28 protein-coding genes are annotated in these 25,648 nt (G+C 72.4%); 14 read left to right on the top strand and 14 right to left on the bottom strand.

Annotated elements, in window-relative coordinates; all coding sequences use genetic code 11:
- Nucleotides 1-28: 28 nt before the first annotated feature.
- Nucleotides 29-454, bottom strand: a complete 426-nt coding sequence (locus tag ACZ49J_RS15430; RefSeq protein WP_467453264.1) for a VOC family protein — start codon at nt 452-454, stop codon at nt 29-31.
- Between the two features lie 5 nt (nt 455-459).
- Nucleotides 460-822, bottom strand: a complete 363-nt coding sequence (locus ACZ49J_RS15435; RefSeq protein WP_467453194.1) for a DUF1801 domain-containing protein — start codon at nt 820-822, stop codon at nt 460-462.
- Nucleotides 823-1,077: 255 nt separating this feature from the next.
- Here ACZ49J_RS15435 and ACZ49J_RS15440 point away from each other — a divergent pair, with 255 nt between their 5' ends.
- Nucleotides 1,078-1,980: a LysR family transcriptional regulator gene (locus ACZ49J_RS15440; protein ID WP_467453193.1), complete on the top strand. Its 903-nt coding sequence runs from the start codon at nt 1,078-1,080 to the stop codon at nt 1,978-1,980.
- A gap of 33 nt (nt 1,981-2,013) precedes the next feature.
- On the opposite strand, the gene ACZ49J_RS15445 is transcribed toward ACZ49J_RS15440, so the two are convergent.
- Complete coding sequence (locus ACZ49J_RS15445; RefSeq protein WP_467453192.1) at nt 2,014-3,228, bottom strand: pyridoxal phosphate-dependent aminotransferase; 1,215 nt, start codon at nt 3,226-3,228, stop codon at nt 2,014-2,016.
- A gap of 87 nt (nt 3,229-3,315) precedes the next feature.
- Between ACZ49J_RS15445 and ACZ49J_RS15450 the strand changes: the two genes are divergently transcribed.
- Entirely contained in the window at nt 3,316-3,942 is a 627-nt protein-coding gene (locus ACZ49J_RS15450; protein WP_467453190.1) for a winged helix-turn-helix transcriptional regulator, read from the top strand.
- A 462-nt stretch (nt 3,943-4,404) separates the two neighbouring features.
- Here the strand turns inward: ACZ49J_RS15450 and ACZ49J_RS15455 are convergent, their stop codons facing one another.
- From ACZ49J_RS15455 to ACZ49J_RS15465, 3 genes are all read right to left on the bottom strand, one after another.
- A complete protein-coding gene (locus ACZ49J_RS15455; protein WP_467453189.1) occupies nt 4,405-5,145 on the bottom strand; it encodes an NUDIX hydrolase in 741 nt (246 codons plus the stop codon).
- Nucleotides 5,146-5,167: 22 nt separating this feature from the next.
- Complete coding sequence (locus ACZ49J_RS15460) at nt 5,168-6,706, bottom strand: hypothetical protein (RefSeq protein ID WP_467453188.1); 1,539 nt, start codon at nt 6,704-6,706, stop codon at nt 5,168-5,170.
- A gap of 163 nt (nt 6,707-6,869) precedes the next feature.
- On the bottom strand, nt 6,870-8,387 hold the full coding sequence (locus ACZ49J_RS15465; protein ID WP_467453186.1) for an IucA/IucC family protein: 1,518 nt from the start codon (nt 8,385-8,387) through the stop codon (nt 6,870-6,872).
- A 114-nt stretch (nt 8,388-8,501) separates the two neighbouring features.
- On the opposite strand from ACZ49J_RS15465, the gene ACZ49J_RS15470 reads away from it, so the two are divergent.
- Entirely contained in the window at nt 8,502-10,019 is a 1,518-nt protein-coding gene (locus tag ACZ49J_RS15470) for an IucA/IucC family protein (RefSeq protein WP_467453185.1), read from the top strand.
- A gap of 267 nt (nt 10,020-10,286) precedes the next feature.
- Here the strand turns inward: ACZ49J_RS15470 and ACZ49J_RS15475 are convergent, their stop codons facing one another.
- Nucleotides 10,287-10,991 carry a CBS domain-containing protein gene (locus ACZ49J_RS15475; protein WP_467453263.1) on the bottom strand — a complete coding sequence of 235 codons (705 nt, stop codon included), beginning with the start codon at nt 10,989-10,991 and terminating at the stop codon, nt 10,287-10,289.
- Between the two features lie 43 nt (nt 10,992-11,034).
- Nucleotides 11,035-11,499, bottom strand: a complete 465-nt coding sequence (locus ACZ49J_RS15480) for a Crp/Fnr family transcriptional regulator (RefSeq protein WP_467453183.1) — start codon at nt 11,497-11,499, stop codon at nt 11,035-11,037.
- Nucleotides 11,500-11,795: 296 nt separating this feature from the next.
- Here ACZ49J_RS15480 and ACZ49J_RS15485 point away from each other — a divergent pair, with 296 nt between their 5' ends.
- Nucleotides 11,796-12,719, top strand: coding sequence for a carbamate kinase (locus tag ACZ49J_RS15485; RefSeq protein WP_467453182.1), 924 nt, complete (start codon nt 11,796-11,798; stop codon nt 12,717-12,719).
- Nucleotides 12,720-13,037: 318 nt separating this feature from the next.
- Here ACZ49J_RS15485 and ACZ49J_RS15490 read toward each other — a convergent pair whose 3' ends face one another.
- A complete protein-coding gene (locus tag ACZ49J_RS15490) occupies nt 13,038-13,445 on the bottom strand; it encodes an STAS domain-containing protein (RefSeq protein WP_467453181.1) in 408 nt (135 codons plus the stop codon).
- 229 nt (nt 13,446-13,674) lie between these two features.
- On the opposite strand from ACZ49J_RS15490, the gene ACZ49J_RS15495 reads away from it, so the two are divergent.
- A complete protein-coding gene (locus ACZ49J_RS15495) occupies nt 13,675-14,115 on the top strand; it encodes a pyridoxamine 5'-phosphate oxidase family protein (protein ID WP_467453180.1) in 441 nt (146 codons plus the stop codon).
- A 57-nt stretch (nt 14,116-14,172) separates the two neighbouring features.
- On the opposite strand, the gene ACZ49J_RS15500 is transcribed toward ACZ49J_RS15495, so the two are convergent.
- Nucleotides 14,173-14,553 carry a vitamin K epoxide reductase family protein gene (locus ACZ49J_RS15500; protein WP_467453179.1) on the bottom strand — a complete coding sequence of 127 codons (381 nt, stop codon included), beginning with the start codon at nt 14,551-14,553 and terminating at the stop codon, nt 14,173-14,175.
- 47 nt (nt 14,554-14,600) lie between these two features.
- Between ACZ49J_RS15500 and ACZ49J_RS15505 the strand changes: the two genes are divergently transcribed.
- The 4 genes from ACZ49J_RS15505 (at nt 14,601) to ACZ49J_RS15520 (ending at nt 16,445) form a co-directional block, all read left to right on the top strand.
- Entirely contained in the window at nt 14,601-14,855 is a 255-nt protein-coding gene (locus tag ACZ49J_RS15505) for a DUF2249 domain-containing protein (protein ID WP_467453178.1), read from the top strand.
- A 103-nt stretch (nt 14,856-14,958) separates the two neighbouring features.
- Complete coding sequence (locus ACZ49J_RS15510; RefSeq protein ID WP_467453177.1) at nt 14,959-15,333, top strand: hypothetical protein; 375 nt, start codon at nt 14,959-14,961, stop codon at nt 15,331-15,333.
- Entirely contained in the window at nt 15,333-15,464 is a 132-nt protein-coding gene (locus ACZ49J_RS15515; RefSeq protein ID WP_467453176.1) for a hypothetical protein, read from the top strand. The genes ACZ49J_RS15510 and ACZ49J_RS15515 overlap by 1 nt, the downstream gene beginning before the upstream one ends.
- 417 nt (nt 15,465-15,881) lie before the next feature.
- The gene (locus ACZ49J_RS15520; RefSeq protein WP_467453175.1) at nt 15,882-16,445 is read left to right on the top strand and encodes a hypothetical protein; all 564 of its coding nucleotides are present in this window, start codon (nt 15,882-15,884) and stop codon (nt 16,443-16,445) included.
- Nucleotides 16,446-16,645: 200 nt separating this feature from the next.
- Here ACZ49J_RS15520 and ACZ49J_RS15525 read toward each other — a convergent pair whose 3' ends face one another.
- The gene (locus tag ACZ49J_RS15525; protein WP_467453174.1) at nt 16,646-17,068 is read right to left on the bottom strand and encodes a pyridoxamine 5'-phosphate oxidase family protein; all 423 of its coding nucleotides are present in this window, start codon (nt 17,066-17,068) and stop codon (nt 16,646-16,648) included.
- Between the two features lie 321 nt (nt 17,069-17,389).
- On the opposite strand from ACZ49J_RS15525, the gene ACZ49J_RS15530 reads away from it, so the two are divergent.
- From ACZ49J_RS15530 to ACZ49J_RS15545, 4 genes are all read left to right on the top strand, one after another.
- Nucleotides 17,390-18,592, top strand: a complete 1,203-nt coding sequence (locus ACZ49J_RS15530) for an MFS transporter (protein WP_467453262.1) — start codon at nt 17,390-17,392, stop codon at nt 18,590-18,592.
- Nucleotides 18,593-18,893: 301 nt separating this feature from the next.
- Nucleotides 18,894-20,285, top strand: a complete 1,392-nt coding sequence (locus ACZ49J_RS15535; protein WP_467453173.1) for an MFS transporter — start codon at nt 18,894-18,896, stop codon at nt 20,283-20,285.
- A gap of 88 nt (nt 20,286-20,373) precedes the next feature.
- Nucleotides 20,374-21,288, top strand: coding sequence for a HipA family kinase (locus ACZ49J_RS15540; protein WP_467453172.1), 915 nt, complete (start codon nt 20,374-20,376; stop codon nt 21,286-21,288).
- The gene (locus ACZ49J_RS15545; protein WP_467453171.1) at nt 21,285-21,575 is read left to right on the top strand and encodes an Rdx family protein; all 291 of its coding nucleotides are present in this window, start codon (nt 21,285-21,287) and stop codon (nt 21,573-21,575) included. The genes ACZ49J_RS15540 and ACZ49J_RS15545 overlap by 4 nt, the downstream gene beginning before the upstream one ends.
- Nucleotides 21,576-21,587: 12 nt before the next feature.
- Here ACZ49J_RS15545 and aceB read toward each other — a convergent pair whose 3' ends face one another.
- Together aceB and ACZ49J_RS15555 are read right to left on the bottom strand one after the other, a co-directional pair.
- Nucleotides 21,588-23,213 (bottom strand): malate synthase A, encoded by a 1,626-nt coding sequence (aceB, locus tag ACZ49J_RS15550; RefSeq protein ID WP_467453170.1) that lies wholly within the window; start codon nt 23,211-23,213, stop codon nt 21,588-21,590.
- Between the two features lie 151 nt (nt 23,214-23,364).
- Nucleotides 23,365-23,964: a nucleotidyltransferase family protein gene (locus tag ACZ49J_RS15555; protein ID WP_467453168.1), complete on the bottom strand. Its 600-nt coding sequence runs from the start codon at nt 23,962-23,964 to the stop codon at nt 23,365-23,367.
- Nucleotides 23,965-24,227: 263 nt separating this feature from the next.
- On the opposite strand from ACZ49J_RS15555, the gene ACZ49J_RS15560 reads away from it, so the two are divergent.
- Nucleotides 24,228-24,542 carry a DUF5955 family protein gene (locus tag ACZ49J_RS15560; RefSeq protein ID WP_467453167.1) on the top strand — a complete coding sequence of 105 codons (315 nt, stop codon included), beginning with the start codon at nt 24,228-24,230 and terminating at the stop codon, nt 24,540-24,542.
- 304 nt (nt 24,543-24,846) lie between these two features.
- On the opposite strand, the gene ACZ49J_RS15565 is transcribed toward ACZ49J_RS15560, so the two are convergent.
- The gene (locus ACZ49J_RS15565; protein WP_467453261.1) at nt 24,847-25,644 is read right to left on the bottom strand and encodes an IclR family transcriptional regulator; all 798 of its coding nucleotides are present in this window, start codon (nt 25,642-25,644) and stop codon (nt 24,847-24,849) included.
- Between the last annotated feature and the right edge of the window lie 4 nt (nt 25,645-25,648).

Raw genomic sequence — 25,648 nt, forward strand, 5'->3', positions numbered from 1 at the left:
GGTCGGTGAACGTCCCTTGTGTGACCCGTCAGACGGTCTTTGGAGCGGGCCCCGGTCGCGGCCCCGGTCGCGCTGCGGCGTCCTGCGGGTACCAGCGCAGCTCCACCGTGTTGCCGTCCGGATCGCGGACGTAGATCGATGTGGCGGTGCCCCGCGCGCCGAAGCGTTCGACGGCGCCCTGCAGGACCGTGAAGGCTCCCGACTCGACGACCTCGTCCCAGTCCAGCGGCTCCACGGTGAGGCAGATGTGGTCGACGTTGGATTCGCCCCTGGAGAGGTCGACCAGGTCGATGACGGTCTCCGGGGTGACTCTCACCGACGGGAACGGGACCTTGCCGGCCCGCCACTCCTCAAGCCGTACCGGTTCCAGGCCGAGGAGTCCGGTGTAGAAGCCCAGGGACCGCTCGACGTCCTCCACGTTGAGAACCAGATGATCGAACGCCTTCACTCGCACGGCGCTCACTTAGCCTCCAGGGCGAGGGCGCGGCGCAGCCAGTCCGTGAACAGGTCGGGGTCGACATCGTCGGCGGCCCTGAGCTTCACGGAGGCCATCCGGCGGGCGCCGGGGACCAGCCGCCCCGACGGGTCGGCCACGTCCTGGCCGCGCCAGAGACCGAAGGTGACGTAGGACTTGTAGGCCTTGAGCAGGCAGACCGGGGTCTGCCCGGGCTTGTCGCCGAGACTCCAGGTGGGATGGCCGTGCCACATCGCACCGGTGGCGTCCGGCAGGGTGGCGTCGATGACACGACGCGTCCTCTCCCCGATGGCTCGCAGGTGGTCGTCGAGCCCGGTCAGGTAGGTGGTGATGTCCGACGTGGGCATGGGGTTCCCTTCATGGCGGGTCATGGCGGGTCATAGCAGGTCATTGCGGTCATGGCGGGCCGTGGGGCGCTCGGGGCGCGTGGTGGGGCCACGCCGGTGTCGGAGACGGCCGGGTGCGCGAGCGGCGGACGGCCGGATCGCGTTCCCACCCCGACGGCCGGGTTGACGTCTTCTACGATCCGCCGCGCGAAAGCCGCGATCAAGGCATGATCGGAGCATGATCGTTGAGCCGGATTCAACGCTGGGGGGAGAATCATGCTGGAACGGCTGGAGATCGAGATCTTCCTGACGCTCGCCGAAGAGCTGCACTTCGGCAGGACCGCCGAGCGGCTGCGGATCACGACCGGGCGGGTCAGTCAGGTGATCAGGAAACTGGAACGCCGGATCGGCGGCATGCTGTTCGAGCGCAACAGCCGTACGGTCCGGATCACCCCCGTCGGACGGCAGTTGGCCGATGACCTGGTGCCCCTGGTCGCGGCCATGGAGGAGGCGCTGAACAGGGCGGCCGACGCGAGTCGCGGTATCACGGGAGAACTCCGGGTCGCCTTCCTCGGCGAGTGGACGGCACCCCTGCTGCTCAAGACGGTCGGTGTGTTCGCCGAACGCCACCCCGAATGCCGGGTCGAGGTACGGGAGGTTCAGCTGTCCAATTCCCGGGCCAGCCTGGTGGACGGCTCGATCGACATCCTCCTCGCCTCCTACCCGTTCGACGGGATGGCCTGCGGCCCCGTGTTGCTCAGGGAGAAACGGGTGCTCGCCGTGGCGGCCGGGCACCCGCTGGCCGGCGAGCGGTCGGTGTCGGTCGAGGTACTCGCGGAACATCCCGTGGTGCAGTACCCGGAGGTGACCTCCGCGGCGTTCAAGCGGGACCGCACACCGGACCGCACACCGTCGGGCAGGCCGGTTCCGAAGGGGCCCGTCGGCGGGTCGTTCTCCGAGATGCTCACCCTGGTCGCGATGGGCAGGGGAGTCCTCCCGGTCGGAGAGCACTCCCGCCAGTACTACCCCAGACCTGACCTGGCCTACGTGCCGCTCCACGACGCGAAGCCGGTCGAACGGGGGCTGGTCTGGGCGGCGTCGAACACGACGGAGCGGGTCCGCGCGTTCGTACGCGCGGCGACCGATGTCGCCGAGACGCTGCCGGCCGCTTCCGCTTGAAGTGCCACGGCTCACCGCGCTCGGCGACGACCGTCACCCGTGCTGCCGGTACCCGCTCAGGAACCGCCCGATCCGGCTGATCGCCGCGTCCAGGTCGTCCACGTGGGGGAGCGTGAGGATGCGGAAGTGGTCGGGGGCCGGCCAGTTGAAGCCGGTGCCCTGCACGACCTGGATCTTCTCCCGCAGCAGCAGGTCCAGGACGAACTTCTCGTCGTCGTGGATCGGGTGCACCTTGGGATCGATGCGTGGGAACGCGTACAGCGCGCCCTTCGGTTTCACGCACGACACGCCCGGGATCTCGTTGAGCTTCTCCCAGGCGCGGTCGCGCTGCTCGCGGAGGCGGCCCCCGGGCACGGTGAGGTCGCGGATGGACTGTCGGCCGCCGAGTGCGGCCTGGATGGCGTACTGCGCGGGGGCGTTGGCGCACAGCCTCATGGAGGCGAGCATCGTCAGGCCCTCCAGGTAGTCCTTCGCGTGCTGCCGGGGCCCGGTGACGACCAGCCAGCCGGAGCGGAAGCCCGCCACCCGGTAGGTCTTGGACAGGCCGCAGAAGGTGAGGACCACGAGGTCGGGGGCGAGTGAGGCGGCCGAGTGGTGGACGGCGTCGTCGTACAGGATCTGGTCGTAGATCTCGTCGGCGAAGACCATCAGGCCGTGGCGGCGGGCCAGGTCGAGGATGCCCTCGATGATCTCCTTCGGGTAGACCGCGCCGGTGGGGTTGTTCGGGTTGATGATGACGACGGCCTTCGTCCGGTCGGTGATCTTCGCCGCCATGTCGTCCAGGTCCGGGTACCAGTCGGCCTGCTCGTCGCACAGGTAGTGGACCGCCTTGCCGCCCGCGAGGGTCGTGACGGCGGTCCACAGCGGGAAGTCCGGGGCGGGGATCAGGATCTCGTCGCCGTCCTCGACCAGCGCCTGTACGGCCATCGAGACCAGCTCGGACACGCCGTTGCCGAGGAAGACGTCGTCGACTCCGACCTCCAGGCCCAGGTTCTGGTAGCGCTGGGCGACGGCGCGGCGGGCGGAGAGGATGCCGCGCGAGTCCGTGTAGCCGTGCGCCTGGGGGAGCATCCGGATCATGTCCTGGATGATCTCCTCCGGCGCCTCGAAGCCGAAGAGCGCGGGGTTGCCGGTGTTCAGGCGGAGCACGCTGTGGCCCGCCTCCTCCAGCGCGTTGGCGTGCTCGATCACCGGGCCCCGGATCTCGTAACAGACCTCGCTGAGCTTGTTCGACTGCCGGAACTCCATGCGCTCTCGCCCCTCCGGTACGTGGTGTTGCTTGGTTTTACCAAGTAGCAGCTTGGAAAGTCCAACAACATGTCTAGACTGCGTCGCATGTCACCTCGCCGAAGCTACGACCAGTACTGTTCCGCCGCCCGTGCGCTCGACGTCGTCGGTGACCGCTGGACTCTCCTGATCGTCCGGGAGCTGCTGGCCGGTCCCCGCCGCTACACCGACCTGCACGCGGACCTGCCGGGCGTCAGCACGGACGTACTCGCCTCGCGGCTGAAGGACATGGAGCGGGACGGCCTGACGACCCGCCGCCGCCTGCCCCCGCCCGGAGCGGCGTACGTGTACGAACTCACCGACCGCGGGCGGGAGTTGCTGGCCGTGCTCCAGGCGCTCGGCGAGTGGGGCGCACCTCTGCTGGAGGAACGCAGGGCCACCGACGCCGTACGGGCGCACTGGTTCGCGCTGCCGCTGTCGAGGGAGCTCCGGGAGCCGGGGCTGGTCGAAGTGCGGCTGGAGGAGGGGCAGTTCCACCTGTGGGCCGGCGCGGAGGACGGTCCGGTGTACGGGGACGGGCCGGCCCCCGAGGAACCCGACGCCCGGTTGTCGTTCGACGCGGAGACCTGCGTGGCGGTGAGCCGGGGAGAGCTGAGCCTGCGGGACGCGGTGCGGGAGGGGCGGGTCGAGGTGCTGGGGGACGGCGCGTTGGCGAAGGAGCTGCGGGAGGGGTGACGCACGGTCCTGGCGGGCCGCCGGACCGGCAGGGTTCGGCGGCCCACCAGGGGCGCGGGACCGTGTCCGTACGCGGCTCCGCCGCGGGGGCGCGACCAGCCGCACCACACCCGCGGACTCCCTACGGCATCACGGGGCTGGTGCTGATCGGGGGTCGGGCGCGCAGCCCCGGGGAACCGGCGAAGGCCGAACCCCTGGCGCCGGCACCCGTGTTGGCCGCCAGGACCGCGGGGTCAGCGCATGCCGGCCCACAGCCGCGAGCGGGGCGAGCACGCCGCCGACCGCCGTCCACGCCCAGCGGTCGGCACGGGTCGGTTCGGCCGAGGCCGCGTCCGCCGCGGTGGTGCGCGTCTGTGTCCCGCCCGCACAGGACCGGCGGCGCTGCAGACCGTCGTACACGCCGGGCTGCGACACGACGGCGCCCAACCGGCTGGTGCCCACCGTCGTGACACACGCGTCCCGTCATGCCCCGCTGCCTTCGTCGAACAGGCCCGCGAGGCGCGCCCGGTACAGCACCGCGATGGTGAAGCCGTCGGTGATCTCCCCGCCGCGGACCATGTCCTCCGCCTCGGCCGGCGACACGGTGACCGCCCTGCGGATCCCCTCGCCCTCCTCCAGGTCGCCGATCCGGTCCACGCGCGCCGCGTACAGGCTCACCTTGTGTGCGAGGAGTCCGGTGTCGGGGTGGACCTCGCCCAGGGGGATCACCTCGGTCGGGCTCGTGCCCAGCTCCTCGCCGAGTTCCCGGGCGACGTTCTCCTCCCCGGAGGCGCCCGCTTCACCGAAGCCGCGGGCCACCTCCCAGTGCCATGCCCGGGTGGCGTGCCGGTGGTGCTCGATCAGCACGACGTCCCCGCCGGGGCCGAGCAACGGCAGGATCACCACACCCGGGCTCGACGCGGGCGGCGGCATCAGCCGGTTGTAGAGGCCCGTTCGGCCGCCGGGGAAACGCACCGGATCACGCAGGTGCAGCAGGTAACGGTCGGCCGAGACCACACCGACCGGCACCGGCCGCAGCGCCGCCCACAGCCTCGCCCACCAGGAGCCGGGCCCGACGAGGCCCGCCGCCCGCCATGCCGCCCCCGCTCTCGCCCGTCGGCGGACCTCGCGGACGACGGCGGGGTCGGTGAGGATCTCGGTGCCTCCGGGGTCGTCGCGGAACCACTCGGGCCGGTCTCGGCGCAGGGCCTCGTAGGAGTTCACCTGACGCCTCGCACGAGGTGCACTAGTACTCCAGCAGATCGTCGTTGTCCTGGGTGGTCGTGGAGGCGGTGGCGCTGGGCGCGGCGCCCGTCGTCTCCCGGTAGCCCGGCAGCCTCCTGACCAGATCGTGGAACTGCGACCATTCTCGTTCACTCGCCAGCCGCACGGCGGCGATCTCGCGGGCGAACCGCTGCTCCTGCCGCCCCTCCAGCCGGTTGCGCAGGACCAGCTGCACCGAGCCGCCCACCGAACCCGACACCGCGAGCGGGGCCAGGGCGCCGGTCACCTCCCACACGCCCTCGCCGGTGATCGTCGTGAACACCGCGGCGCCCAGGGTGACGACCACTTCGATGACGGGGCGCCACTTCTTCGGTGTGGCCTGCCTGCGCTCCTGGGCGAGCTTCAGGATCTCCGAGTTGAGCCGGACGTAGCGGTCGAAGACGCGGCCGACGGAGTCGTGGAAGGCGCCGGGGTCGGCGGTCAGCGCGCCGAAGGCGTCGACGTAGTCGTTCCACGCGGTGCTCTGCCGCAAGGTCCAGATGTCCGGGAGGGTCAGCGCGTCCACGGCCGACGGGGTCAACTGATCCTGGACGGCGGTGAACGCCTGCCGCCGCAGGAAGGTGAGCAACTGCTCGGGGTCCTCGACGAAGCCACGGGTGGCCCTCGCCTCGCGCGCCTCCTGCAGCGCGACGCGCCGGAGACTGCCCGCCGGGGTCAGGGGGTAACGGTCAAGGGCGTCGGCCAGGTTGACGTTGTATATGAGGTCGAGGAGCTGCTTTATCTCCGCGGCGAAGGGCTTGTTCCCGTCGTACCTGCCGTCCGCGACGTTCGTCCCGGGCGCCGACACGAACTCCTTGTACAGGACGTTCCGCACGACCGGCTCTCTGCGGACGCTGAGGTCGTTGCTGAATCCGACGACCTCGCCCAGCCGTCTTCTGAACCGGTCGGTGTCCTCCGGCGCCACGCCGACCTGGGCGGCGAGGATGTCGGTGTCCTTGGCCGTCAGCCCCTGGACCTTCTCGGTGAACGGCTGGAACAGCCGGGTCCGGGTCTGCTCCTTGTTCACCCGGTCCTGCTCGGGGTCGTCCCACGACATGCGCACGCACCGCACCCGGTCGCCGGACCGCATGGTGCTCAGGGTCTCCTGCCACGCGGTGAAGCCTGCGGGCCGCGTGTCCAGGTAGGCGGGCGGTTCCTCGGCGGGGTGCCGTTCGTTGAGCAGGAACGGCACGAGGGCCCCCGAGGCCAGCAGGCGCTGGTGGGCCGTGCGCGACTGGTCGCCCCCGGTCAGATCGCAGCTGATCGCGTCGTTGTTGTAGAAGTACGCGCGGTTGATCACGACCTGACGGGCGTTGATGAGGCTGCGGAAGTACTCGGCCCGTACCTCCTTGAGCCGCCGTTCGCCGACCTGTTCGAGGGACTTGCCCCGTTTGATCATGTCCCTCGCGAGCTGTCGCGGAACCCACTGGTTGTCCAGCGACTGCGCGATCACCGCCCCGGGGTCGAGCTGGTCCGGGCGGATCGGTGCCATCAGGTCGTCGATGCTGCCGACGTCGCTCATTCTTCTCCAGACTGCTTGGGCCGCTCCAGCTCCATAGACGTACACCGCCAACGGGGTGTGAGGGGCCGATTTCCCGTGGTCCAGGGGGCATTCGGGGGCGCACGTTCCCGTGCGCGGGGCGCACAGGGGCGTTGGAGAGGTCAGTGAGGCTCCGGCAGGCAGGTCAGTGAGGCTCCCACTCGCAGCGGAGCGGGTTGCCCAGGGAGGCCCAGATGTCTCCGGGGCGGCCGGGGGACATCCTCATCAGCGTCAACGCCTTGGTAGGCAACGGTTCTTCGAGGAGGGCCGCGAGATCGGGAGTGCGCGGCAGCTGCGGTACCGCTGCCTCCAGCGCACCCCTCAGCGCACCACCCGACCCCGCCACGGCCGCCAGCGACCCCGCCACCAGCGACCCGAACAGTTTGCGTCGCAGCGCGGTCACGTCGTCCGTGACGATCCGTCCGGTGAGCCGTGGGGGTGCGATGCCGTGCCGGGCCAGACGCGCGGGGCTGACCCGGATGTCGGCCAGATCGCGGTACACGAGCCGGAGCGGGTCACCCGCCGGGGACAGGACCACGAGCAGGTTCTGGCCGTGCGCCTCCAGGGCCACGCCCAGCTCCAGCAGACGGAGGCAGGCCGTAAGGGAGAGGAGGGTGAAGTCGGCCAGCCACGAGGGCGAGGACGGCAGACCGGTCGTCGCGAGCGCGGCCACCGGGACGACACGCTCACCGCTGTCCGCGTCCAGGTACGCCTCGGGCGACTCGCGCACGACCGCCGCCAGGTCCGGGGAGCCGCTGGTGACCGCGCCCAGCGTGCGGGTGACGTGCAGCAGGCCCTCGGCGCGGGCGGCGATGTCCTCCATGAAGGCCGAGACGGTGGCCGACGTCTCGATCGAGTACACCGAGATGTCCCGCACCGAGGACGTCAGCCGGGCGCTCAGCGCGGTCTTGACGTGCGGTCCGACGTCGGGGAGCGCGAGGGTGCGCAGCGACATCAGGGGGTGCGCCGGAACACCGTCCCCCACGGGGGACTTGAGCACGTGCTCGGCCTGCCAGGGGTGCACCGGGATCAGCACCCGGCCCCCCGCACGGAACCGCTCCGGCCAGGCGCCGACGACCAGACAGTCGTCCGCCTCCGTCAGGCCGAGCCGCACGACCGGCCGGTGCTCCGGTCCGAACGCGAGCTGCTCGGCCGCCGAAAAGCCGGGACGGGAACGGCAGTTGGGGTGGAAGGGGTGACCGTCGACGACGCGCTGTTCCCACTCCCGGCTCGTGGCCGGCGCGGGGGAGCCGGCCGGCTGGTTCGCCCGGGACAGCGCCAACGAGGCGACACTGTGGTCGAGTTCGGCGGCGAAGGCCGGGCCGTGCGGGACGGTCAGGTCCGCCATCAGCCGCGTCGGCCGGTCGTACGGCCTGCCGTCGAGCCGGAGTTCGGTGGCGTACGCGGCGGTCGCGTACGGGTCCGTGTACGGGCCGTGCAGCCGGCGCCCGTCGGCCAGGTGCAGCGTGAGCCCCTCGCGTCCGGGCTCCTTGCGGGCGACCCACGGCAGCGGCTCGTGCACGAGCGCGCGCCACAACCGCGTCAGCACGGCCGCGCGGGCGCCGGGAAGCGCGTCCTCGTACGGCTGTGTGAGGTCGGGGCGCTCGCCGGCGAGTTCCTCGGCGAGCGCGGCCTCGGCCTCGGTCGGGATGAGACGGTGCACGGGCGGGCTCCTCGGGTACGGAGACGGGGGCGGGACGGCGTACGACGGCCGGGACGGCATCGCGCCGGCGAACGGCGACCGACATACTGATCACCAGTGCACCGTAGGGAACGAATGGACGCCGTGGACGCCAAGGATCCCAGGGACGTCGCCGCGGCGGCCGACGCGTACGCCGTCGCGCCGCTGCTCAACTGTCTGCTGCGGGAGGTGGGCGAGCGCGTCGGGCCGGGCGTGTACCGGCTGCGGACCGGCGGGCGTCTGCTGCGGGTGCGCGGCAGCCGCCGCCCCACCGCCCCCGAGGTCCACGCGGGCGGCGCCTGGCACCCCCTCACCCACACCGAACTGGTCAAGCTCACCGCCGAGGAACTGCGCCGCCACACCGGCCTGTCCAACTCCGAGCTGCCCGCCGAGATGCTCGACAGCCGGAACGCGGTGGCCGCCCTCCTCACGGCCCGCGCCCACGCCACGGCCCCCGCGGACCCGTACCTGCGCTCCGAACAGTCCCTCGTCACCGGGCACCCCTACCACCCGGCCCCCAAGGCCCGCGGCGGGGGCCCCGTCGCGGCCTGGCTGCCGTACGCGCCCGAGGCGTACGCCGCCTTCCCGCTGGCGCTGCTGGGCGTGCGCGAGGACGCGGTCGTGGAGGAGGGCGACACCGCGGCCCTGGACGCGTACGGGGCCGCACCGCGCGGCTATCGCCTGCTGCCCGCCCACCCCTGGCAACTGGACCTCGTCGCACGCGAGCTGGCGCCCGCCTTCGCGGACGGCCGGCTCGTCCGGCTGGGCCGCACCCCCGGACAGGTCGCGCCCACCGCGGCGATCCGCACGGTGTACGCCACCGAGCCCGCGCCCGAGCACGCCCGGTACGCCCCCGAGGGCGACCTCTTCCTCAAGTTCAGCCTGGACGTGCGCATCACCAACGACGTGCGCCGCCTGTGGCGCCACGACCTGCTCGGGCTGCGCCGCGCCGACACGGCCGTCACCACGGCGTTCGCGTCGCTGCCGGGAGCCTGGCTGAGCGACCGCGGCTACCGGACCGCCGACTTCGCCTTCGAGGAACTCGCCGTCCTCGTCCGGGACGGCCTGCGCGCCCACCTCGCCCCCGGCGCGACACCCCTCCTCGCCGCCGCCCTCACCGAGGACTTCGACGGCAACCCGCTCGACCGGGCCGCCGACCCGGGCGCCTGGTGGGAGGCGTACCTGCGGGCGGTCGTCCCGCCGGCGCTCGGCGCCTTCCAGCACCACGGCGTCGTCCTCGAAGCCCACCTGCAGAACACGGTGGTCGCCGTCGACGCCGACGGCACCCCCGTCCAGGCCCTGTTCCGCGACGCGGAGGGCGTGAAGCTCCTGCGGGACGTGACGCGCGCCGCGGGCTGGGAGCGCCTGGTGTACTGCCTGGTGGTCAACAACCTGATGGAGATCGCGGAAGCCGTCGCCGAACGCCACCCGGGCGCCGACCTCTGGCCCGCCGCACGCCGGGAGCTGGCGCGGCACCGGGACATCCCCGAGATGGCCGGCCTGCTGGACGCGCCCACCCTCCCCGGCAAGACGAACCTGCTGCTGCGCTGGACGGGCGCGGACGGCGCGGACGCCCGCTACCTGCCCCTGCCCAACCCCCTCCGCGGACCATGACGAACCCTCCTGGCCGATGCTGACGAGGACACGCCCGCTCCGGGCGGGGCGGGCGTGGCGGGACGGCCGAAGCCGGGCCCTCAGTGGCGCCTGGTGGTGCACCGTGGCGGCTTCAGCCGCTGTGACGCCCACTGGGCCCGGCGCCGGGACGACGTCCGGCTCATCGACGGCGAGCTCCTCGAGCGGTGGGGCAGCGGGACGCCGCTTCGGGAACTGATCCCCGTGACGCGGCCCACTGGCTCGTCCTGAGCGGCCGTAGCGGGCGGGTCACAACGGCGCGGTGTTCTCGCCGAGGTCCCAGGGGACCGTGGCCGGCTGGGAGGCACGGGTGTGTTCGGAGAGGTCGAACTCCACGTCCACGACCCCCTCGACGGCCCGGACCAGACGTGCTGCCACAGGGACGAGGGACGTGTCCCGGACGCGGCCGCCGAGCGTCACGACTCCCTCCCGCACCGCCACGCGCACGGCCGACGCCGGCGCGGGGAAGAGGTACGCCACGACCTCCCGGCGGACCTCCTCGGCGATGTCCTCGTCGTCGCGCAGGAACACCTTGAGCAGGTCGGCGCGGCTGACGACGCCCTGCAGCATGCCGAGTTCGTCGACGACGGGAAGCCGTTTGACCCTGGCGTGCGCCATGGTCCGGGCGGCCTGCGCGAGCGTGGCGTCCGCGCGGACGGTGAGGGCGGGAGAGGTCATCAGTTCCCCGGCGGTCACGGCGCCGGCCTTCGCGAGGTCGGTCAGGCGCTGGAGCTGCGTGTGCCGGTCGGGGTCGCTGTCGCGGAACTCCTCCTTGTGCAGCAGGTCGGCCTCGGACACGACGCCGACGACACGGCCCTCGCCCTCCAGGACGGGCAGGGCGCTGACCTTCCAGTCGTGCATCATCCGCGCGACCTCCTTGAAGGCGGCGCCGCGGCCGATGGCGGCGACGGTGTGGGTCATCACATCGCTGACGATGTGCGGAGTGCCGTGCATCATCCCTCCCTGATGGCTGTGGTGCTGTCAGTCGTGGCCGCGGTCACAGGAGGCTGCCGCTGCCGTAGGGGGCGTACAGGTCGAGCAACCTGGTGCGGGCCGAGCGCAGGCGGTGTGCGAGGACACCGCCCACCCACTCGGCGACGCTCGCGCCGAGCGCGGGGTCGTCCCGGCACATCGAGCGGATCGCGGTGGCGTCGAACTCGTAGGCGCGCACCGGACTGGTCGCCTCGGCGCCCAGGTGCCAGGCGTACGGGGCGAACAGCCAGGACCAGCCGATGAGCTCGTTGTGCCCGAGGGTCTCGATGACGGCGGCGCGCTGCCCCGGCACGCGCATGTCGAGGTCGACCGAGCCGGTGCGGATGATCCAGAACCGGTCGGCGCGGCCCCCTTCCTCGAAGAGGCGGGTGCCCTGGGGGAACGACACCTCCCGGGCGCAGCGCATCAGTCGCTGCCGGTGCTCGGCCGGGAGTGCCTGCAGCATGCCGACCGTGGCGGGAGCGTTCATGACGTGCCTCCAATCAGGGCGTACGAACCTGGCACGTCCAGCGTGTTCCCGTGCCTGGTGCCGGGCCATGGGCCACCCGGCCCCATGACCGGGCCGCCCGGCACCGCGTCCGGGCCCTTCGGCACCCTGTGCACGGGCCGGCCCGGAGGTTCGATGAGGAGGGGAGCCGACCGCAGGGAAGTGGCTTCTCCTCCTCACCCGCCTTCTTCACCCGCCTTCTTCGGCTTCGACCGGGCGGAGAACGAACCGCCGCACGCCATCAAGGCCGTACTCGCGGCCCCTGGAGGACTCACGCCATGCGCATCGTCATCGCTCTCGGCGGCAACGCCCTGCTGCAGCGGGGCGAACGCCCCGACGCCGCCGTACGGCAGGCGAACATCGACCGGGTGACCACCGCCGTCGCCGCTCTCGCTCTCGAACACGAGATCGTCGTCACCCACGGCAACGAGCCGCAGATCGGCCTGCTCGCCATGGAGAGCGCGGCCGGCCCGGTGCTGACCGCCCCCCGCCCGCTGGACCTGCTGGGCGCCCAGACCGAGGGCCTGATCGGCTCGCTGCTGGTCCGGGCCCTGCACGACACGCTGCCCGGCCGCAAGATCGCCGCACTCGTCACCCACACCCTGGTCCGCGCCGACGACCCGGCCTTCGCCCGGCCCACGAAGCGCGTCGGCCCGGTCTACCCCCGGGACGTCGCCCGCACCCTCGCGCGAAGGCGGGGCTGGCACATCGCCCGGAACGGCGGCGGGTGGCGCCAGGTCGTCGCCTCACCCGCGCCCGAGGGGATCGTGGAGACCGAGACCATCCACGATCTGCTGACCTGCGGAGCGCTGGTCATCTGCGCCGGCGGCGGAGGCGTGCCCGTCACCGCCGACCGCGACACCGGCGCGCTGCACGGAGTGGACGCGGTCGTCGACAAGGACCTCACCGCCGCCCTGCTCGCCGAGGAACTCAAGGCCGACTTCCTGCTCATCCTCACCGACGTCCCGTGCGTCTACACCGGCTACGGCACCAGCGACCCGCGGCCCGTCCTCGACGCCACCCCCGACGGCCTGCGCCGCGAGGGCTTCCCCGCCGACTCCATGGGCCCCAAGACGGAGGCCGCCGCCCGGTTCGTCGAACGCACCGGGGGACTGGCCGCCATCGGTGCCCTGGACGCCGCGTACGAGATCGTCCACGGGAGGTCGGGGACCCTGGTACGGCCCGATCTCGCCGTGGGCTGAGGCGCCGCCGGAACGCGCGGGGCCGGACGGCCCCCCGGCCCGGGCAGCGGCACCGTGCCGTGGGGGCCCCAGCGGGACCTGGTGCCGCTTCCCGCGGTGGGGGCTGCTCTGCGGTGCCCCGCCCGGGCCGCGGCACGTCGAGCGGCTGTCCGCCCGACCGTGGACCACGGCCCACGGCCCGCGCGCCGCCCTGCCGCACCGAAGGCGGCCCCGAGGCCCCGAGGCCCCGAGGCCCCGAAGCCCCCGCGGACCCGCGGCGCGTTCCGCGCGCGGCGGGTCGACAACGTCATGCCGAGTTGCCGGCCGCCCGCCTGGCCCTCAGCGCGCCTGGCCCAGGGCGGTAGGCGCGGCGACGGCGTTCGGAACACGGGCCAGGGCCAGGGCCGTGCTCAGGCTGGGGTGCAGTTCGAAGACGCCTGCCAGGCCCGCGGCGCGAAGGACGCGCCGGAAGCTGTGGCTGTGTGTGACCAGTCGCAACCGGGCACCCCGGGCCAGAACTCGGTTCCGGGCCCGGCACAGCACACCCAGACCGGCGCAGTCGATGAACGCCGTCGACCGGAGATCCAGCACCAGATCGGGGTACGGGCCGGCGGTCAGGGCCTCCAGCCGGGCTGCGAGGCACGGCGCGGTGAAGATGTCGATCTCGCCGCACAGCTCCACGACGGTTGCTTCACCGACGGTGCGTTCCATGGGGTGAGGCGCGGACCGGAGGTCGATGTCGGACATGGTCCGAGACGACAGGAAACGGCGAGGCACGGGTAGGGCCGATGGTCCCTACTGTCCGGCTTCGCTGGATATGCCGGGCCGCAGCCGGACCTGCGGGCCCGTCGAGCAGGGTGTGACACGGGTCGTTCTCCGGCCCGGCCGGGACCGATGGCCCCTCACTACCGGGTCTCCCCCGGCTCAGTATGGAAGGACGCAGAACCGCTCTACCAGGCGAAAGACGGGCTTGCTGATGTACCCCAACGACGGTTTCCAGGAACTCGGGCGGCAGGAGTGCCTGCGGCGGCTGACCGGCGTGCCCGTCGGCCGCATCGTCTACACGCGCCACGCCCTGCCCGCCGTGCTGCCGGTGAACTTCGGCGTGGACGGCGACGGCGCGGTGGTGCTGAGCACCTCTGCGGCCTCGGAACTGGTCCGCGCGGTCGACGGCGCGGTGGTCGCCTTCGAGGCCGACGACGTCGACGCGGTCCGGCACGCGGGCTGGAGTGTCGTCGTCACCGGAACGGCCACGGTGGTGACCGACCCCGCCGAGCACGAACGCCTGGCCCGCACCGTTCCGGCGTCCTGGGTGCCCTCACCGCGGGAGGTCTTCGTGCGCATCGCACCCGAACTGGTCACCGGACGTGAACTCGTCGGCGGACGCACCCTGTACGGGGTCGACCTCACCGCCTGAACGCCCGGCACGCGGGCCGGCCGGTGCCTCGCGGCTTGTGCGGAGTGCGCCGGCCGGTCAGATCAGGCTGCTCCAGTAGGGCCAGAAGCGGGTGAGGACGAGCAGCGCGATGATCCCGTACCAGGCGCCGAGGATCATCCAGTGCGTGTCCCGGAGGACGTACAGCACGCCCCGGGGCACTCGGACGATCCCCCGTTCCAGACAGTGCACCGTGACGTACCAGAACAGGGCGATGGTGACGACCCAGACGGCGGCGCAGTACGGGCAGAGCTTGTTCAGCTCATAGAGCGACTGTCCGATCAGCCAGTGCGCGAACACCACCCCCACCAGAGCTCCGGCGTCCAGCGCGAGCCACAGCCGTCGGTGCAGGCGCGCTCCGGAGAGAACGGCGACACCCAGGGCGGTCACGGCGACGAAGGCGCCCAGTCCGAGCAGCACAGGACCTGCGAGAAGGGCGGATCGAGGAGACCGGCGGCCGCGGAGGAGTGTGCGGCTGCGGCGGCGAGGAGGAGCCGGCCGAGCCCGAACTGGACGTGCGGGAGGTTCCGCACGCCCTGCGCCACGCCACCGTCTTCGGCGCCCTGGACGCCGTCCCCGCGGGTACCGCGATGGTGCTGGTCGCCCCGCACGACCCGTTGCCGCTGCTCGCGCAGATCGAACAGCGCAGCCCGGGAGTCTTCGCCGTGGAGTACCTGGAGCGCGGCCCCGACGCCTGGCGGCTGCGGCTCAGCCACCGCTGACCCGCGGCCACTCGACCCCCGGCGGTGCGCGCACGTCGCCCACCGGCGTGCGCACCGCAGTACCCGCAAGCACACGAGGCATGAGAAAGAAGGACAACACGTCATGGACGGATCGCACCGCCGAGCCGGAACCCTGCTCGGGACGGCCGGCATGGCGCTGGCAGCCGCCGGACCCGTCATGCTGTGGCGCGGCCGCAGCGGCAGGAAGGAGATCCGCACCGAGCTCGCCGCCCAGAAGATCACCTTCCCCGAGCGCGGGCTGCCCGCCGAACTCGCCGCCTACGCCGGGCGCCGCGTGGAGACCGGCCCCGAAGCCCACGCCTACGCCGAGTTCATCAAGGGCAACCTCGCCCACGCCACGGGCGGCCGCACCTATGCGGAGATCAGCGCCGAGCTGCACGCCGCCGGCGGCGACGACGAGAAGCTCGCCGAGCTGCGCCAGGCGGCGTTCATGGGCCAGTCCTGCGCGCCTCGCTGATGTCGGCCTACCAGGCGTGGCACCTCACGACACTGGTCACGGGCCTGGGCGCCGCCCTGACCGGCCTGGGTGTCGCCCTGGTGGCCACCGCGGACGCCGCCCTGGTGCCCTGCCCCCCGAACCCCTCCTGACCACGCGGCGGCGCGCACGGACGACATCCGGCTCCCGTCCGCGTGAGGCCCCAGGAGGACACCCGCGACCCACGCGCGCCGTCACCGATCGCCCTTCTGACGGCCCGTCCGGCGTCGGCGCCCCCGTCCCGCGCCGGCGCCCCCGTCCCGAAGCAGGGCCTGTCGGCCCTCCCGGAGAAGACCAACGGCCGCCGCGCCGACCACCGTCGCAGGTGGATGCTGGCGGCGACCGATCCGGAGGTATCCCGTGCACGACCACATCGACCGCCCCCGAGGCCGATCCCGCCGCTGTCGCTCGCGACGGGTGCCGCGCACGGTACGGCCCGGTCACCGGCCGGGCTCCTGGCTTGGACACCCCGTCCTGAGCGCGTCGAAGCAGAACAGCGGCGAGCGCTCGCACCAGCCTCAAGGAGCGGCATGACCGGCATCGCGGCCGGGCCCACCGGGACCGGAAACGGGAGTGGGCCCGGCACGTACCCCAACAGGCCCGGGGCGTCCGGCGTGAAGGCCCGTCATCTGCGCGCCCACGTCCTGGTCGTGGGGTGGCTGGGCCTTGCCCTGCTGGCGGTCGCGGCGCAGGAGTCGCTGCCGGTGGCGCGGTGGATGGCTGTGCACATGTTCCTGCTCGGCGCCGTCACCACCGCCGTCCTCATCTGGAACGAGCACTTCGCCGTCGCCCTGCTGCACGCGAAGACCCCCGACGCACGAGGGAGTGCCGCCCGGATCGCGGCGGCCAACCTGGCCGTGGCCGGCCTGCTCATCGGCGTGTGGACCGCCCTGCCCCTGCTGACCGCGGTTTCCGCCGCCATGGAATGGCCCGACCTGCGAGCCGCGATCGCCCTCCCACGCCACAAGCGGTGCCACCCCCACGTGCTGATCCGCCTCGGCTACGGCCGGGACGGCGCCACCACACCACGAGCACCCGGACACCCCGTCACCCGCCCGGCAACACCGCCCGCGACCGACAGCGGAACGGACTGAGCGCCGCGGTCACTCACCGCGCTCCGGCCCAGCGCTCTCGCTCCGTACGCACACGCGGTCCCTGCGCGGCCCTGGCGGTTCGGCCTCCGGGGGGGCGGCGATGCAGAACCGGGATCCCGTCGTCCGGCTGCTACCCGCCGCGGACGCGCAGGTGCGGCGCCGGAGCGCGTGGTGCTCATGGCGACCCGCCGCGGGCTGTCTCACCGCGAGGCGCGCGTTCCCCTGAGTTCGCGTCCGGTGACCATCTCCGACTCGATCCGCAGGAACACCGGGTCCCGCAGGGGCATCCAGGACGTGGGGCCGCTCTGCGAGAGCCGCTCCCGCTCGGCGGGGTCGGTCACCACGGTGGCCCGCCCGGTGACGACGACGCTCCAACCGGACCGGGTCGCCGCGTCGAACTCGTCCGCCTCGAAGGCGACCACGACGCCGTCGATGGCACGGACGAGATCCGAGTCCCGCGAGGTGCGCAGCAGGACGGAGGCGTCCGTGTCCAGGGAGAAGTTGACGGGGAGGACCGCCGGCAGTGCGTGCCGGGTGTAGACCACGCGGCCGACCGGCGCCTTGGCGAGCAGGCGCAGGCACTCCTGCCGGTCGAGTGCGCGGAAGGCGTCGTTCTGGAACATCAGTCCATCCTCGCCGCGGTCCCCGTGCGGGGGTAGGGCCGATCGGCCCTACCCCCGCACGACGGGAGGGACGGCCGGGCCCGGCCCCGGGGACCCGTCTGTCCGTCGGCAGGGCCTCATGGCCCATGCCCCCGGTGATCCCTGACGCGGACAGTGGTTCCGGGATTCCGTTCCGCAGGCAAGGGGCCTGCGACGCACGTGCGGTCCCGGTGACGCAGTACCACCATCAAGACGAAAGGGACGGACAACATGGTCCAGCCGTTGAAGTCGAAGGGCGGCAGTTCACCGTCAGGCGCGCCGGTGTCCGGCCGGGCGCGGCTGATGCTGGCCCTGGCCACGGTCGGTTTCGCTGTGAACTTCTGGGCGTGGGCGCTGCTCAGCCCGCTCGGCCCCCGGTTCAAGGACAGTCTCGACCTGTCGTCGTTCGAGCAGTCGTTGCTGGTGGCGGTGCCCGTCGTGGTCGGATCGCTCGGCCGGATCCCGGTCGGCGCGCTGACCGACCGGTTCGGCGGCCGGGTCATGTTCCCGATCGTGTCGGCGGCCACCATCGTGCCGGTGCTCTACCTCGGCCTGGCCGGGCACTCCTCGCTCATCGCACTCCTGGTCGGCGGCTTCTTCCTCGGCATCGGCGGTACCGCGTTCGCCGTCGGCGTGCCACTGGTCAACGCCTGGTTCCCGCCCGAGCGGCGCGGCCTCGCCATCGGTGTCTTCGGCGCCGGCATGGGCGGCACCGCGATCAGCGCCCTGACCACGGTGAAGCTGGTCGAAGCGAACAGCATGGCCACCCCGTTCCTGATCACCGCCGCGGTGCTGGCCGTGTACGCCGTGGCCGCCGCGCTGCTGCTGCGTGACGCCCCCGGCCGCACGGTGCCGACCGAGCCGCTGGCCCGGCGCCTGGCGGCCACTGCCCGGCTGCCCATCACCTGGCAGGCGTCCGCGCTGTACGCGGTCGCGTTCGGCGGGTACGTGGCCTTCTCCGTCTACCTGCCCACCTACCTCAGGACCGGCTACGACCTGACCCAGGCCGACGCCGCGAACCGGATGGCCGGGTTCGTGCTCCTGGCGGTGGCGATGCGCCCGATGGGCGGCTGGCTGTCCGACCGGCTGGGCCCGGTGCGGGTGCTGGCCGGCTCGCTGGCCGTGGCCGGGGCGGTCGCGCAGTCCTTCACCCTCCCCCTGGCGCCGGTGGGCACCCTCGCCTTCCTGGCCATGGCCGCCGCGCTCGGCGCGGGCAGCGGGGCGACCTTCGCCCTGGTGGCCGCGCGGACCCCGGCCGACCAGGTGGGCTCGGTCACCGGCGTGGTCGGTGCCGCGGGCGGCCTGGGCGGCTTCCTGCCACCGCTGGTGATGGGCTCGCTGTACGGCGAGTACGGGACGTACGCGGCCGGCCTCGCCCTCCTCGCGATCGTGGCCACCGCCGCGCTGGTCTACACCCTCACCGGCGTCCGCACGGCAGCCGGAGGCGGCGAGCGCAAGCGCACCGGCAGCTCGCGCGGGCACCGCGCCGCCGGCACCACCGCGTAACGGCGATCGGACCAGACCCCCAGCGCGCGGCAACCGGCCCCGGACACGGGGCCGAACGGCACCAGAAACCGACACCATGCCGCGTGGTAGGGTGACGCCACCGGAAGTAAAAACGTGAGATGTCACCGCTCACGCGCACACGCGGTATCTGACGAGCCGCCACTTCTTCACATCGAAGGAGTGGGCAGTGAGTACCCGTCATCACCGCGAAAACGTGGAGAACTCCGCAGCACCGGCCAAACCTTCTCCCTCCCCGCGATCCCTCCGAGAAGCGTGGGCGGCACTCGCCGGCCTTGCGGCCGTGTTCCTGTTCGAGATGCTCGACAACTCGATCCTCAACGTCGCGTTGCCCACCATGGGGCGCGAGTTGTCGGCGTCGACGACCGCGCTGCAGTGGGTCACCAGCGCGTACGCCGTCGTGTTCGGCGGGCTCATGCCGGCCCTCGGCGCGCTGGCCGACCGGGTCGGCCGACGCAGGATCATGCTGACCGGGCTGGTGCTGCTCGGCGTGACGAGTCTGACCACCGCGTTCGTCACCACGGCGGAGCAGCTCATCGCGGTCCGGTCGGTGATGGGCCTGGCGGCCGCGATGACGACACCGGGCTCACTCGCCCTGGCCTTCCGTCTGTTCGATGACGACGGGCTCCGCGTCCGCGCGACCACCCTCATATCGACGGTGGGTCTGGCCGGGCTCGCGGTCGGGCCCACGGCAGGTGGCTTCGTACTCGCCTTTGCCCCGTGGCAGGTCCTGCTGCTGGTGAACGCGCCGATCGCCGCGCTCGCGTTCGCCGGCATCCGGCGCGGCATCCCCGCTGACCAGGCGGACGACCTGCACCGCGACCCGTACGACACCGCGGGCGCTCTGCTCGGCACGGCGACGATCGTGCTTGCGCTGGTCGCGCCGACGTTGTTCGTCGAGGTGGGCGCCGGGTCGTACGTCCCGTGGCCGGCCACGGCGGGCGCCCTCGTGATGGGGGTCCTCTTCGTGGCCCGCGAGCGGTCGACCCGCTACCCGCTCCTCGACATCGAGCTCGTTGCCCGCCCCCTCGTGTCGAGCGGCCTGGCGTTCAAGGGGGCGGCCGGGCTGGCGACCGCCGGCCTCGGCTACCTGGTGACGCTGCAACTGCAGCTCGACTGGGGCTGGACACCGGCGCAGGCGGCCATCGGGATGCTGCCGCAGGTCGTGGTTCTCATCGTCGGCGGCGCGGTCATCGGTCCCCTCGTCAAACGTGTCGGTCTCGACAAGGCCGCCTGGCTCAGCGCCGGAGCGGTCGTGTGCGGACTGGCCGTCTACGGGCTGCTGGGCCGCTTCGGGTACCCGTGGGTCGCCACCGCGCTCGTGCTCGGCGCCGCCGGCACGCGCGTGGTCGGCGTTGTCGCCGGGACCAACGTGCTGCGCGGCCTCCCGCAGAACCGCACCACCGTCGGCGCGGCGCTGGTCGACACCGCCGGGGAAGTCACCACCGCGATCGGCATCGCTGTCAGCGGCACCATCCTCGCGGCGCTCTTCACCGGCGACATCGCCGCCTCGCGCTGGAGCGCCCGTCAGACCGCGGAGTTCCGCGAGGCGGTCACGTGCGCCGGCCTCGTGCTGACCGCCGTGGCCGCGGCGCTCGTCGGATGGGGCATCGCCCGTGCCCGCGTCGCCGGCCACACGACACCATCGACCGCCGCCGACGCGCACACAGAGTAGACATCGGTGCTGATCTCCCACCGAGCCGGGCTGTCACGCCTGGTTACTATGCTCACTTCATCCCGGAGACCCGAAGCAAGGGGCGCACATGCTGAGAAAGGTCATCGCCACCCGCTACGTCGCACCCCTCCGCACCGGCGGTTCCGTCCCCGGAATCGTCGAGGCCGACGACCTCGGCACCTACGTCGTGAAGTTCACGGGCTCCGCGCAGGGCCGCAAGGCACTGGTCGCCGAGGTGATCGTCGGTGAGCTGGCACGGGCCCTGGGCCTGCGCTTTCCCGAGCTGGTCCTCGTCCACTTCGACCCGGAGATAGCCGCGCACGAGCCCCACCAGGAGGTCCGGGAACTCCACGGGGCGAGCGCCGGCGTCAACCTCGGCATGGACTACCTGCCGGGCGCCGAGGACTTCACCCCGGAGGTCGCCCAGAGGTTCCCGGTCGATCCGCTGGAGGCGGGCAGGATCATCTGGCTGGACGCCCTCACGGCCAACGTGGACCGCACGATCCACAGCTCGAACCTAATGGTGTGGCCCACGTTCGGCGTCGCGCCCCCACGCCTGTGGCTCATCGACCACGGTGCCGCCCTGGTCTTCCACCACCGCTGGGACACCTCGGCGCCCGACAAGGCGTACGACTTCCGCCACCACGCCCTGGGTCACTACACCCCCGACACCCGGGCGGCCGACGCCGAGCTCGCGCCGCGCGTGACCGACGAGCTGCTGCGCGAGGTGACGTCGGAGGTCCCCGACGCCTGGCTGGCCGACGACCCCGGCTTCGCGACGCCCGGCGAGGCCCGTGAGGCGTACGTGACCTTCCTGTCCGCACGGGTGAGGGCGTCCGCGACCTGGCTGCCCACGGACTTCCCCAGCCGCGAGGAGCTGGCCGCCGAGAACGCCCTCCGCGCGGCGAGGACACAGCGAGGCCGCCCGGACTGGCTCAAACGGGTCCCCGACCTGCACGGCAAGCCGGCGGCGAAACAGGATTGGTCGGTGCACCTGGGATGACGGAGCCCTCCTTGACCGAGATCAAGCGCGTGCAGATCGAGTACTGCACCCAGTGCCGCTGGCTCCCGCGCGCGGCCTGGCTGGCGCAGGAGCTGCTGACCACCTTCGAGACCGAGCTGACCGAGCTGTCGCTGAAACCGGGCACCGGGGGAGTCTTCGTCGTGCGTGTCAACGACGAGGTGGTGTGGGACCGCCGCGAGCAGGGCTTCCCGGAACCGACGGCCGTGAAGAGGGCCGTACGCGACCGAGTGGCCCCGGGCAAGTCCCTGGGCCACTCGGAGAGGTGAGCCGGTCGGGCGTCAGCCCTTGAGCTGCTCGTACGCCGGCAGCGTCAGGAAGTCGGCGTAGTCCTCGTCGAGGGCGACCTTGAGCAGCAGGTCGTGGGCCTGCTGCCAGTTGCCCGCCGCGAAGGCCTCCTCGCCGATCTCGGCCCTGATGTTCCCGAGTTCCTCGGCGGCGACCTTGCGGGCCAGGTCGGCGGTGACCTTCTCGCCGTTGTCGAGGACGACGCCCGCGTTGATCCACTGCCAGATCTGGGAGCGGGAGATCTCGGCGGTGGCCGCGTCCTCCATGAGGTTGAAGATCGCGACCGCGCCGAGGCCGCGCAGCCAGGCCTCGATGTAGCGGATGCCGACCTGGACGGCGTTGACGAGACCGGCGTACGTCGGCTTGGCGTCGAGGGAGTCGACGGCGATCAGGTCGGCCGCCTTGACGTCGACGTCCTCACGCAGACGGTCCTTCTGGTTCGGCCTGTCGCCGAGCACCCTGTCGAACGACTCCATGGCGATCGGGACCAGGTCCGGGTGGGCGACCCAGGAGCCGTCGAAGCCGTCGTTCGCCTCACGGTCCTTGTCGGCGCGGACCTTCTCGAAGGCGACCTTGTTGACCTCGGCGTCCCGGCGGGACGGGATGAACGCCGCCATGCCGCCGATGGCGTGGGCGCCGCGCTTGTGGCAGGTACGGACGAGGAGTTCGGTGTACGCCCGCATGAACGGGGCCGTCATCGTCACCGCGTTGCGGTCCGGGAGGACGAACTTGGCGCCCCCGTCACGGAAGTTCTTGACGATGGAGAAGAGGTAGTCCCAGCGGCCCGCGTTCAGCCCCGAGGCGTGGTCGCGGAGTTCGTAGAGGATCTCCTCCATCTCGTACGCGGCGGTGATCGTCTCGATGAGTACGGTGGCGCGGACCGTGCCCTGCGGGATGCCCACGTAGTCCTGCGCGAAGACGAACACGTCGTTCCAGAGGCGGGCCTCCAGGTACGACTCCGTCTTCGGGAGGTAGAAGTAGGGGCCCTTGCCGAGGTCCAGCAGGCGCTGGGCGTTGTGGAAGAAGTACAGGCCGAAGTCCACGAGCGCGCCCGGGACGGGGGTGCCGTCGGCGTCGACGAGGTGGCGCTCGTCCAGGTGCCAGCCGCGCGGGCGCATGACGACGGTCGCCAGCTCCTCGTTCGGCCGGAGGGCGTACGACTTGCCGGTGCGCTCATCGGTGAAGTCGATGTTCCGGGTGTAGGCGTCGGCCATGTTCACCTGGCCGAGGACCACGTTCTCCCAGGTCGGTGCGGAGGCGTCCTCGAAGTCCGCGAGCCACACCTTGGCTCCCGAGTTGAGGGCGTTGATCGTCATCTTGCGGTCGGTGGGGCCGGTGATCTCGACACGGCGGTCGTTCAGGGCGTCCGGTGAGGGGGCCACCTTCCAGGAGTCGTCCGCGCGGATCGCGGCGGTCTCCGGGAGGAAGTCGAGCGTCGAGGTCCGGGCGATCTCGGCGCGGCGCTCCGCGCGGCGGGCGAGCAGCTCGTCACGCCGCGGCGTGAACCGCCGGTGCAGCTCGGCCACGAAGGCGAGGGCCGCGTCGGTGAGGACCTCGTCCTGCCGGGGCAGGGGCTCGGCGTCGGCGATGGCCAGCGGGGACGGCGCTGGTGCGGACATGACCTGTCACTTCCTTCAGCGAGCTGACGTGAGTACTCCGCGGCACCGTGTGCCAGGGGCATCGGACGCGGCCGACGGTGCCTGATGAGGCGGTCAGCCGCTTCTGGGCTTCTGATCAGTGGATACTAGTTTCCTCATGGTGGAAGTTCAATTACTCAAGGTGGACGAGGTCGCTCTCGGTGTCGATGTCGTACGGCCGTGCCACGTCCCCGCACTCGACGAGCGCCACACCGTCCGCGTGCGCCCTCAGATACGCGCGTGCCCCCCGGTCGCCGGTCGCCGTCGCGGCGATTCCCTCCCAGTGGGCGGCGCCGAAGAGCACGGGGTGGCCCCTCTCCCCGTCGTACGCGGCTGCCGCGAGCGACCTCTTTGACCGGTACGCGGCGCGTACGCGGGCCACCGCCTCCGGCCCGATCCCAGGCTGGTCGACCAGGGACACGAGGACGGCGCGGGCCTCGGTGCCGGCCAGCGACTCCAGCCCCGCCCGCAGGGACGACCCCATGCCTCGCTCCCACTCCGGGTTGTCCACGAGCGTGCAGCCGGGCAGCACGGCCCGCTCGCGTACCGCCTCCGCCTCGGCGCCGAGCACCACATGGATCCGGGAACAGCCGCCCGCGCGCAGTACTCCGGCCGCGTGTTCGACGAGAAGGTGTCCCCGATGGGGCAGCAGTGCCTTGGGGCGTCCCCCGAGGCGCCGTCCGCCGCCCGCGGCCAGCAGCAGCCCGGCGACCTGGTCATTGGCGTGCGTCATGCACCCTGCATACCCGACGGGGCCCGCGCGTGCCCAGGGACTCCCCCGTGGGCGTTCCGATGCCCGAGGGCTGAATTTCCGTCCGCATGGTGGCGCCCGCGGTGTGCGGTGGCGTTTACTGGCCCGCATCTCCGGGCGGCTGACCAACGCTGGGGGCGTTGGGTCGTACGAACGGTGCCAGCGGTACGAGCGGTACGGCGGTACGGGAACGACGAGGGCACGAGGACGTCATCGCGCACGAGGGCGTGCGAGGGGGGAGAGCTGTGTTGCGGAGCTTGGGACAGAGGCCAGTGACCGGCAGCGGTGAGGACCCGAGGGTGGCGGAACTGAAGTACGCCGTGTCCCGGCTGCGCCGTGAACTCGCCGCGCATCCCGCCGAGTTCCCCGACCGGGCGATAGCCGAGGACGAGCTCGCGGCGCTGGCCGCCATGGCCGTCGGCGGGAGCCCGGAGATTCCGCGCCTGCGGCGGTCCCTGCTGCTGATAGCGGGTTCCATCGGGTCGGTCAGCGCGCTGGCGAGGGGGCTGGCGGATGTGAGGCGCGCGGTGGAGTTGTTCGGGGAGCCGCCGCGGGGGTGAGGGGTGGGTTGGTCTCGCCCCCGCCGCCCCTACCCGTCCCACCCCCCGGGGGCTCCGCCCCTTCGACCCCGCTCGGGGCTCCGCCCCGGACCCCGCTCCTCGAACTCCCCCAGCTACCGCTGGGAGGTGCCCCCAAGGGGCTGATTGTTTCAGCCCGTCCGGCGTTCGAGGACGAGGCCGAAGGCCGATACGCGGGGGGCTGGGGGCGCAGCCCCCAGGGACGGTGGGGGTCCCCCGCTCGAGCGAAGCCGAGAGTGGGGGAGGGTAGGGGCAGCGGGGGCGGACAACTCCTGCCCCCGGAGGGTCAGGCGCCCGGCCCCGAACTCGCCAGCGCCTCCGACAACTCCACGGCGACCTGCTGCAGCACCGGCACGATCCGCTCCGTCGCCGAGTCCGTCACCCGCCCCGCGGGCCCCGAGATCGAGATCGCCGCGGCGGTGGGGGAGTCGGGCACGGAGACGGCCAGACACCGCACCCCGATCTCCTGCTCGTTGTCGTCGACGGCGTAACCGAGACGCCGCACGTCCTCCAGCGCGACGAGAAACCCCTCAGGTGTGGTGATCGTCTTCTCGGTGGCGGCCGGCATCCCCGTACGGGCGAGCAGCGCGCGCACCTCCGCGTCCGGGAACCCCGCGAGCAGCGCCTTGCCCACCCCCGTGGAGTGCGGCAGCACCCGGCGCCCCACCTCGGTGAACATGCGCATCGAGTGCTTGGACGGCACCTGCGCCACGTACACGATCTCGTCGCCGTCCAGCAGGGCCATGTTCGCCGTCTCCCCGGTCTCCTCGACCAGCCGCGCGAGGTAGGGGCGCGCCCAGGTGCCCAGCAGCCGGGAGGCGGACTCGCCGAGCCGGATCAGGCGGGGACCGAGGGCGTACCGCCGGTTGGGCTGCTGGCGGACGTAACCGCAGGCCACCAGCGTGCGCATCAGCCGGTGGATCGTGGGAAGCGGCAGTCCGCTGCTCACCGAGAGCTCGCTGAGCCCCACCTCGCCGCCGGCGTCCGCCATTCGCTCCAGCAGGTCGAAGGCGCGCTCGAGGGACTGGACGCCACCGGTCGCGGCGGACGGCTTGTCGGTGGTGCTGGCGCTCGACGACGGCACGGCG

Source organism: Streptomyces sp. NPDC030840, assembly GCF_055572015.1.

Excerpts from the sequence above, each read along its gene's own strand:
- ACZ49J_RS15460 (WP_467453188.1), bottom strand. The coding sequence starts at position 6,706 with ATGAGCGACGTCGGCAGCATCGACGACCTGATGGCACCGATCCGCCCG.
- ACZ49J_RS15540 (WP_467453172.1), top strand. The coding sequence starts at position 20,374 with ATGCTGAGAAAGGTCATCGCCACCCGCTACGTCGCACCCCTCCGCACC.
- ACZ49J_RS15480 (WP_467453183.1), bottom strand. The coding sequence starts at position 11,499 with ATGAACGCTCCCGCCACGGTCGGCATGCTGCAGGCACTCCCGGCCGAG.
- ACZ49J_RS15515 (WP_467453176.1), top strand. The coding sequence starts at position 15,333 with ATGTCGGCCTACCAGGCGTGGCACCTCACGACACTGGTCACGGGCCTG.
- ACZ49J_RS15470 (WP_467453185.1), top strand. The coding sequence starts at position 8,502 with ATGGACGCCGTGGACGCCAAGGATCCCAGGGACGTCGCCGCGGCGGCC.
- ACZ49J_RS15440 (WP_467453193.1), top strand. The coding sequence starts at position 1,078 with ATGCTGGAACGGCTGGAGATCGAGATCTTCCTGACGCTCGCCGAAGAG.
- ACZ49J_RS15510 (WP_467453177.1), top strand. The coding sequence starts at position 14,959 with ATGGACGGATCGCACCGCCGAGCCGGAACCCTGCTCGGGACGGCCGGC.
- ACZ49J_RS15435 (WP_467453194.1), bottom strand. The coding sequence starts at position 822 with ATGCCCACGTCGGACATCACCACCTACCTGACCGGGCTCGACGACCAC.
- ACZ49J_RS15475 (WP_467453263.1), bottom strand. The coding sequence starts at position 10,991 with ATGCACGGCACTCCGCACATCGTCAGCGATGTGATGACCCACACCGTC.
- ACZ49J_RS15495 (WP_467453180.1), top strand. The coding sequence starts at position 13,675 with ATGTACCCCAACGACGGTTTCCAGGAACTCGGGCGGCAGGAGTGCCTG.
- ACZ49J_RS15520 (WP_467453175.1), top strand. The coding sequence starts at position 15,882 with ATGACCGGCATCGCGGCCGGGCCCACCGGGACCGGAAACGGGAGTGGG.
- ACZ49J_RS15530 (WP_467453262.1), top strand. The coding sequence starts at position 17,390 with ATGCTGGCCCTGGCCACGGTCGGTTTCGCTGTGAACTTCTGGGCGTGG.
- ACZ49J_RS15485 (WP_467453182.1), top strand. The coding sequence starts at position 11,796 with ATGCGCATCGTCATCGCTCTCGGCGGCAACGCCCTGCTGCAGCGGGGC.
- ACZ49J_RS15525 (WP_467453174.1), bottom strand. The coding sequence starts at position 17,068 with ATGTTCCAGAACGACGCCTTCCGCGCACTCGACCGGCAGGAGTGCCTG.
- ACZ49J_RS15555 (WP_467453168.1), bottom strand. The coding sequence starts at position 23,964 with ATGACGCACGCCAATGACCAGGTCGCCGGGCTGCTGCTGGCCGCGGGC.
- ACZ49J_RS15490 (WP_467453181.1), bottom strand. The coding sequence starts at position 13,445 with ATGTCCGACATCGACCTCCGGTCCGCGCCTCACCCCATGGAACGCACC.
- ACZ49J_RS15545 (WP_467453171.1), top strand. The coding sequence starts at position 21,285 with ATGACGGAGCCCTCCTTGACCGAGATCAAGCGCGTGCAGATCGAGTAC.
- aceB (WP_467453170.1), bottom strand. The coding sequence starts at position 23,213 with ATGTCCGCACCAGCGCCGTCCCCGCTGGCCATCGCCGACGCCGAGCCC.
- ACZ49J_RS15445 (WP_467453192.1), bottom strand. The coding sequence starts at position 3,228 with ATGGAGTTCCGGCAGTCGAACAAGCTCAGCGAGGTCTGTTACGAGATC.
- ACZ49J_RS15450 (WP_467453190.1), top strand. The coding sequence starts at position 3,316 with ATGTCACCTCGCCGAAGCTACGACCAGTACTGTTCCGCCGCCCGTGCG.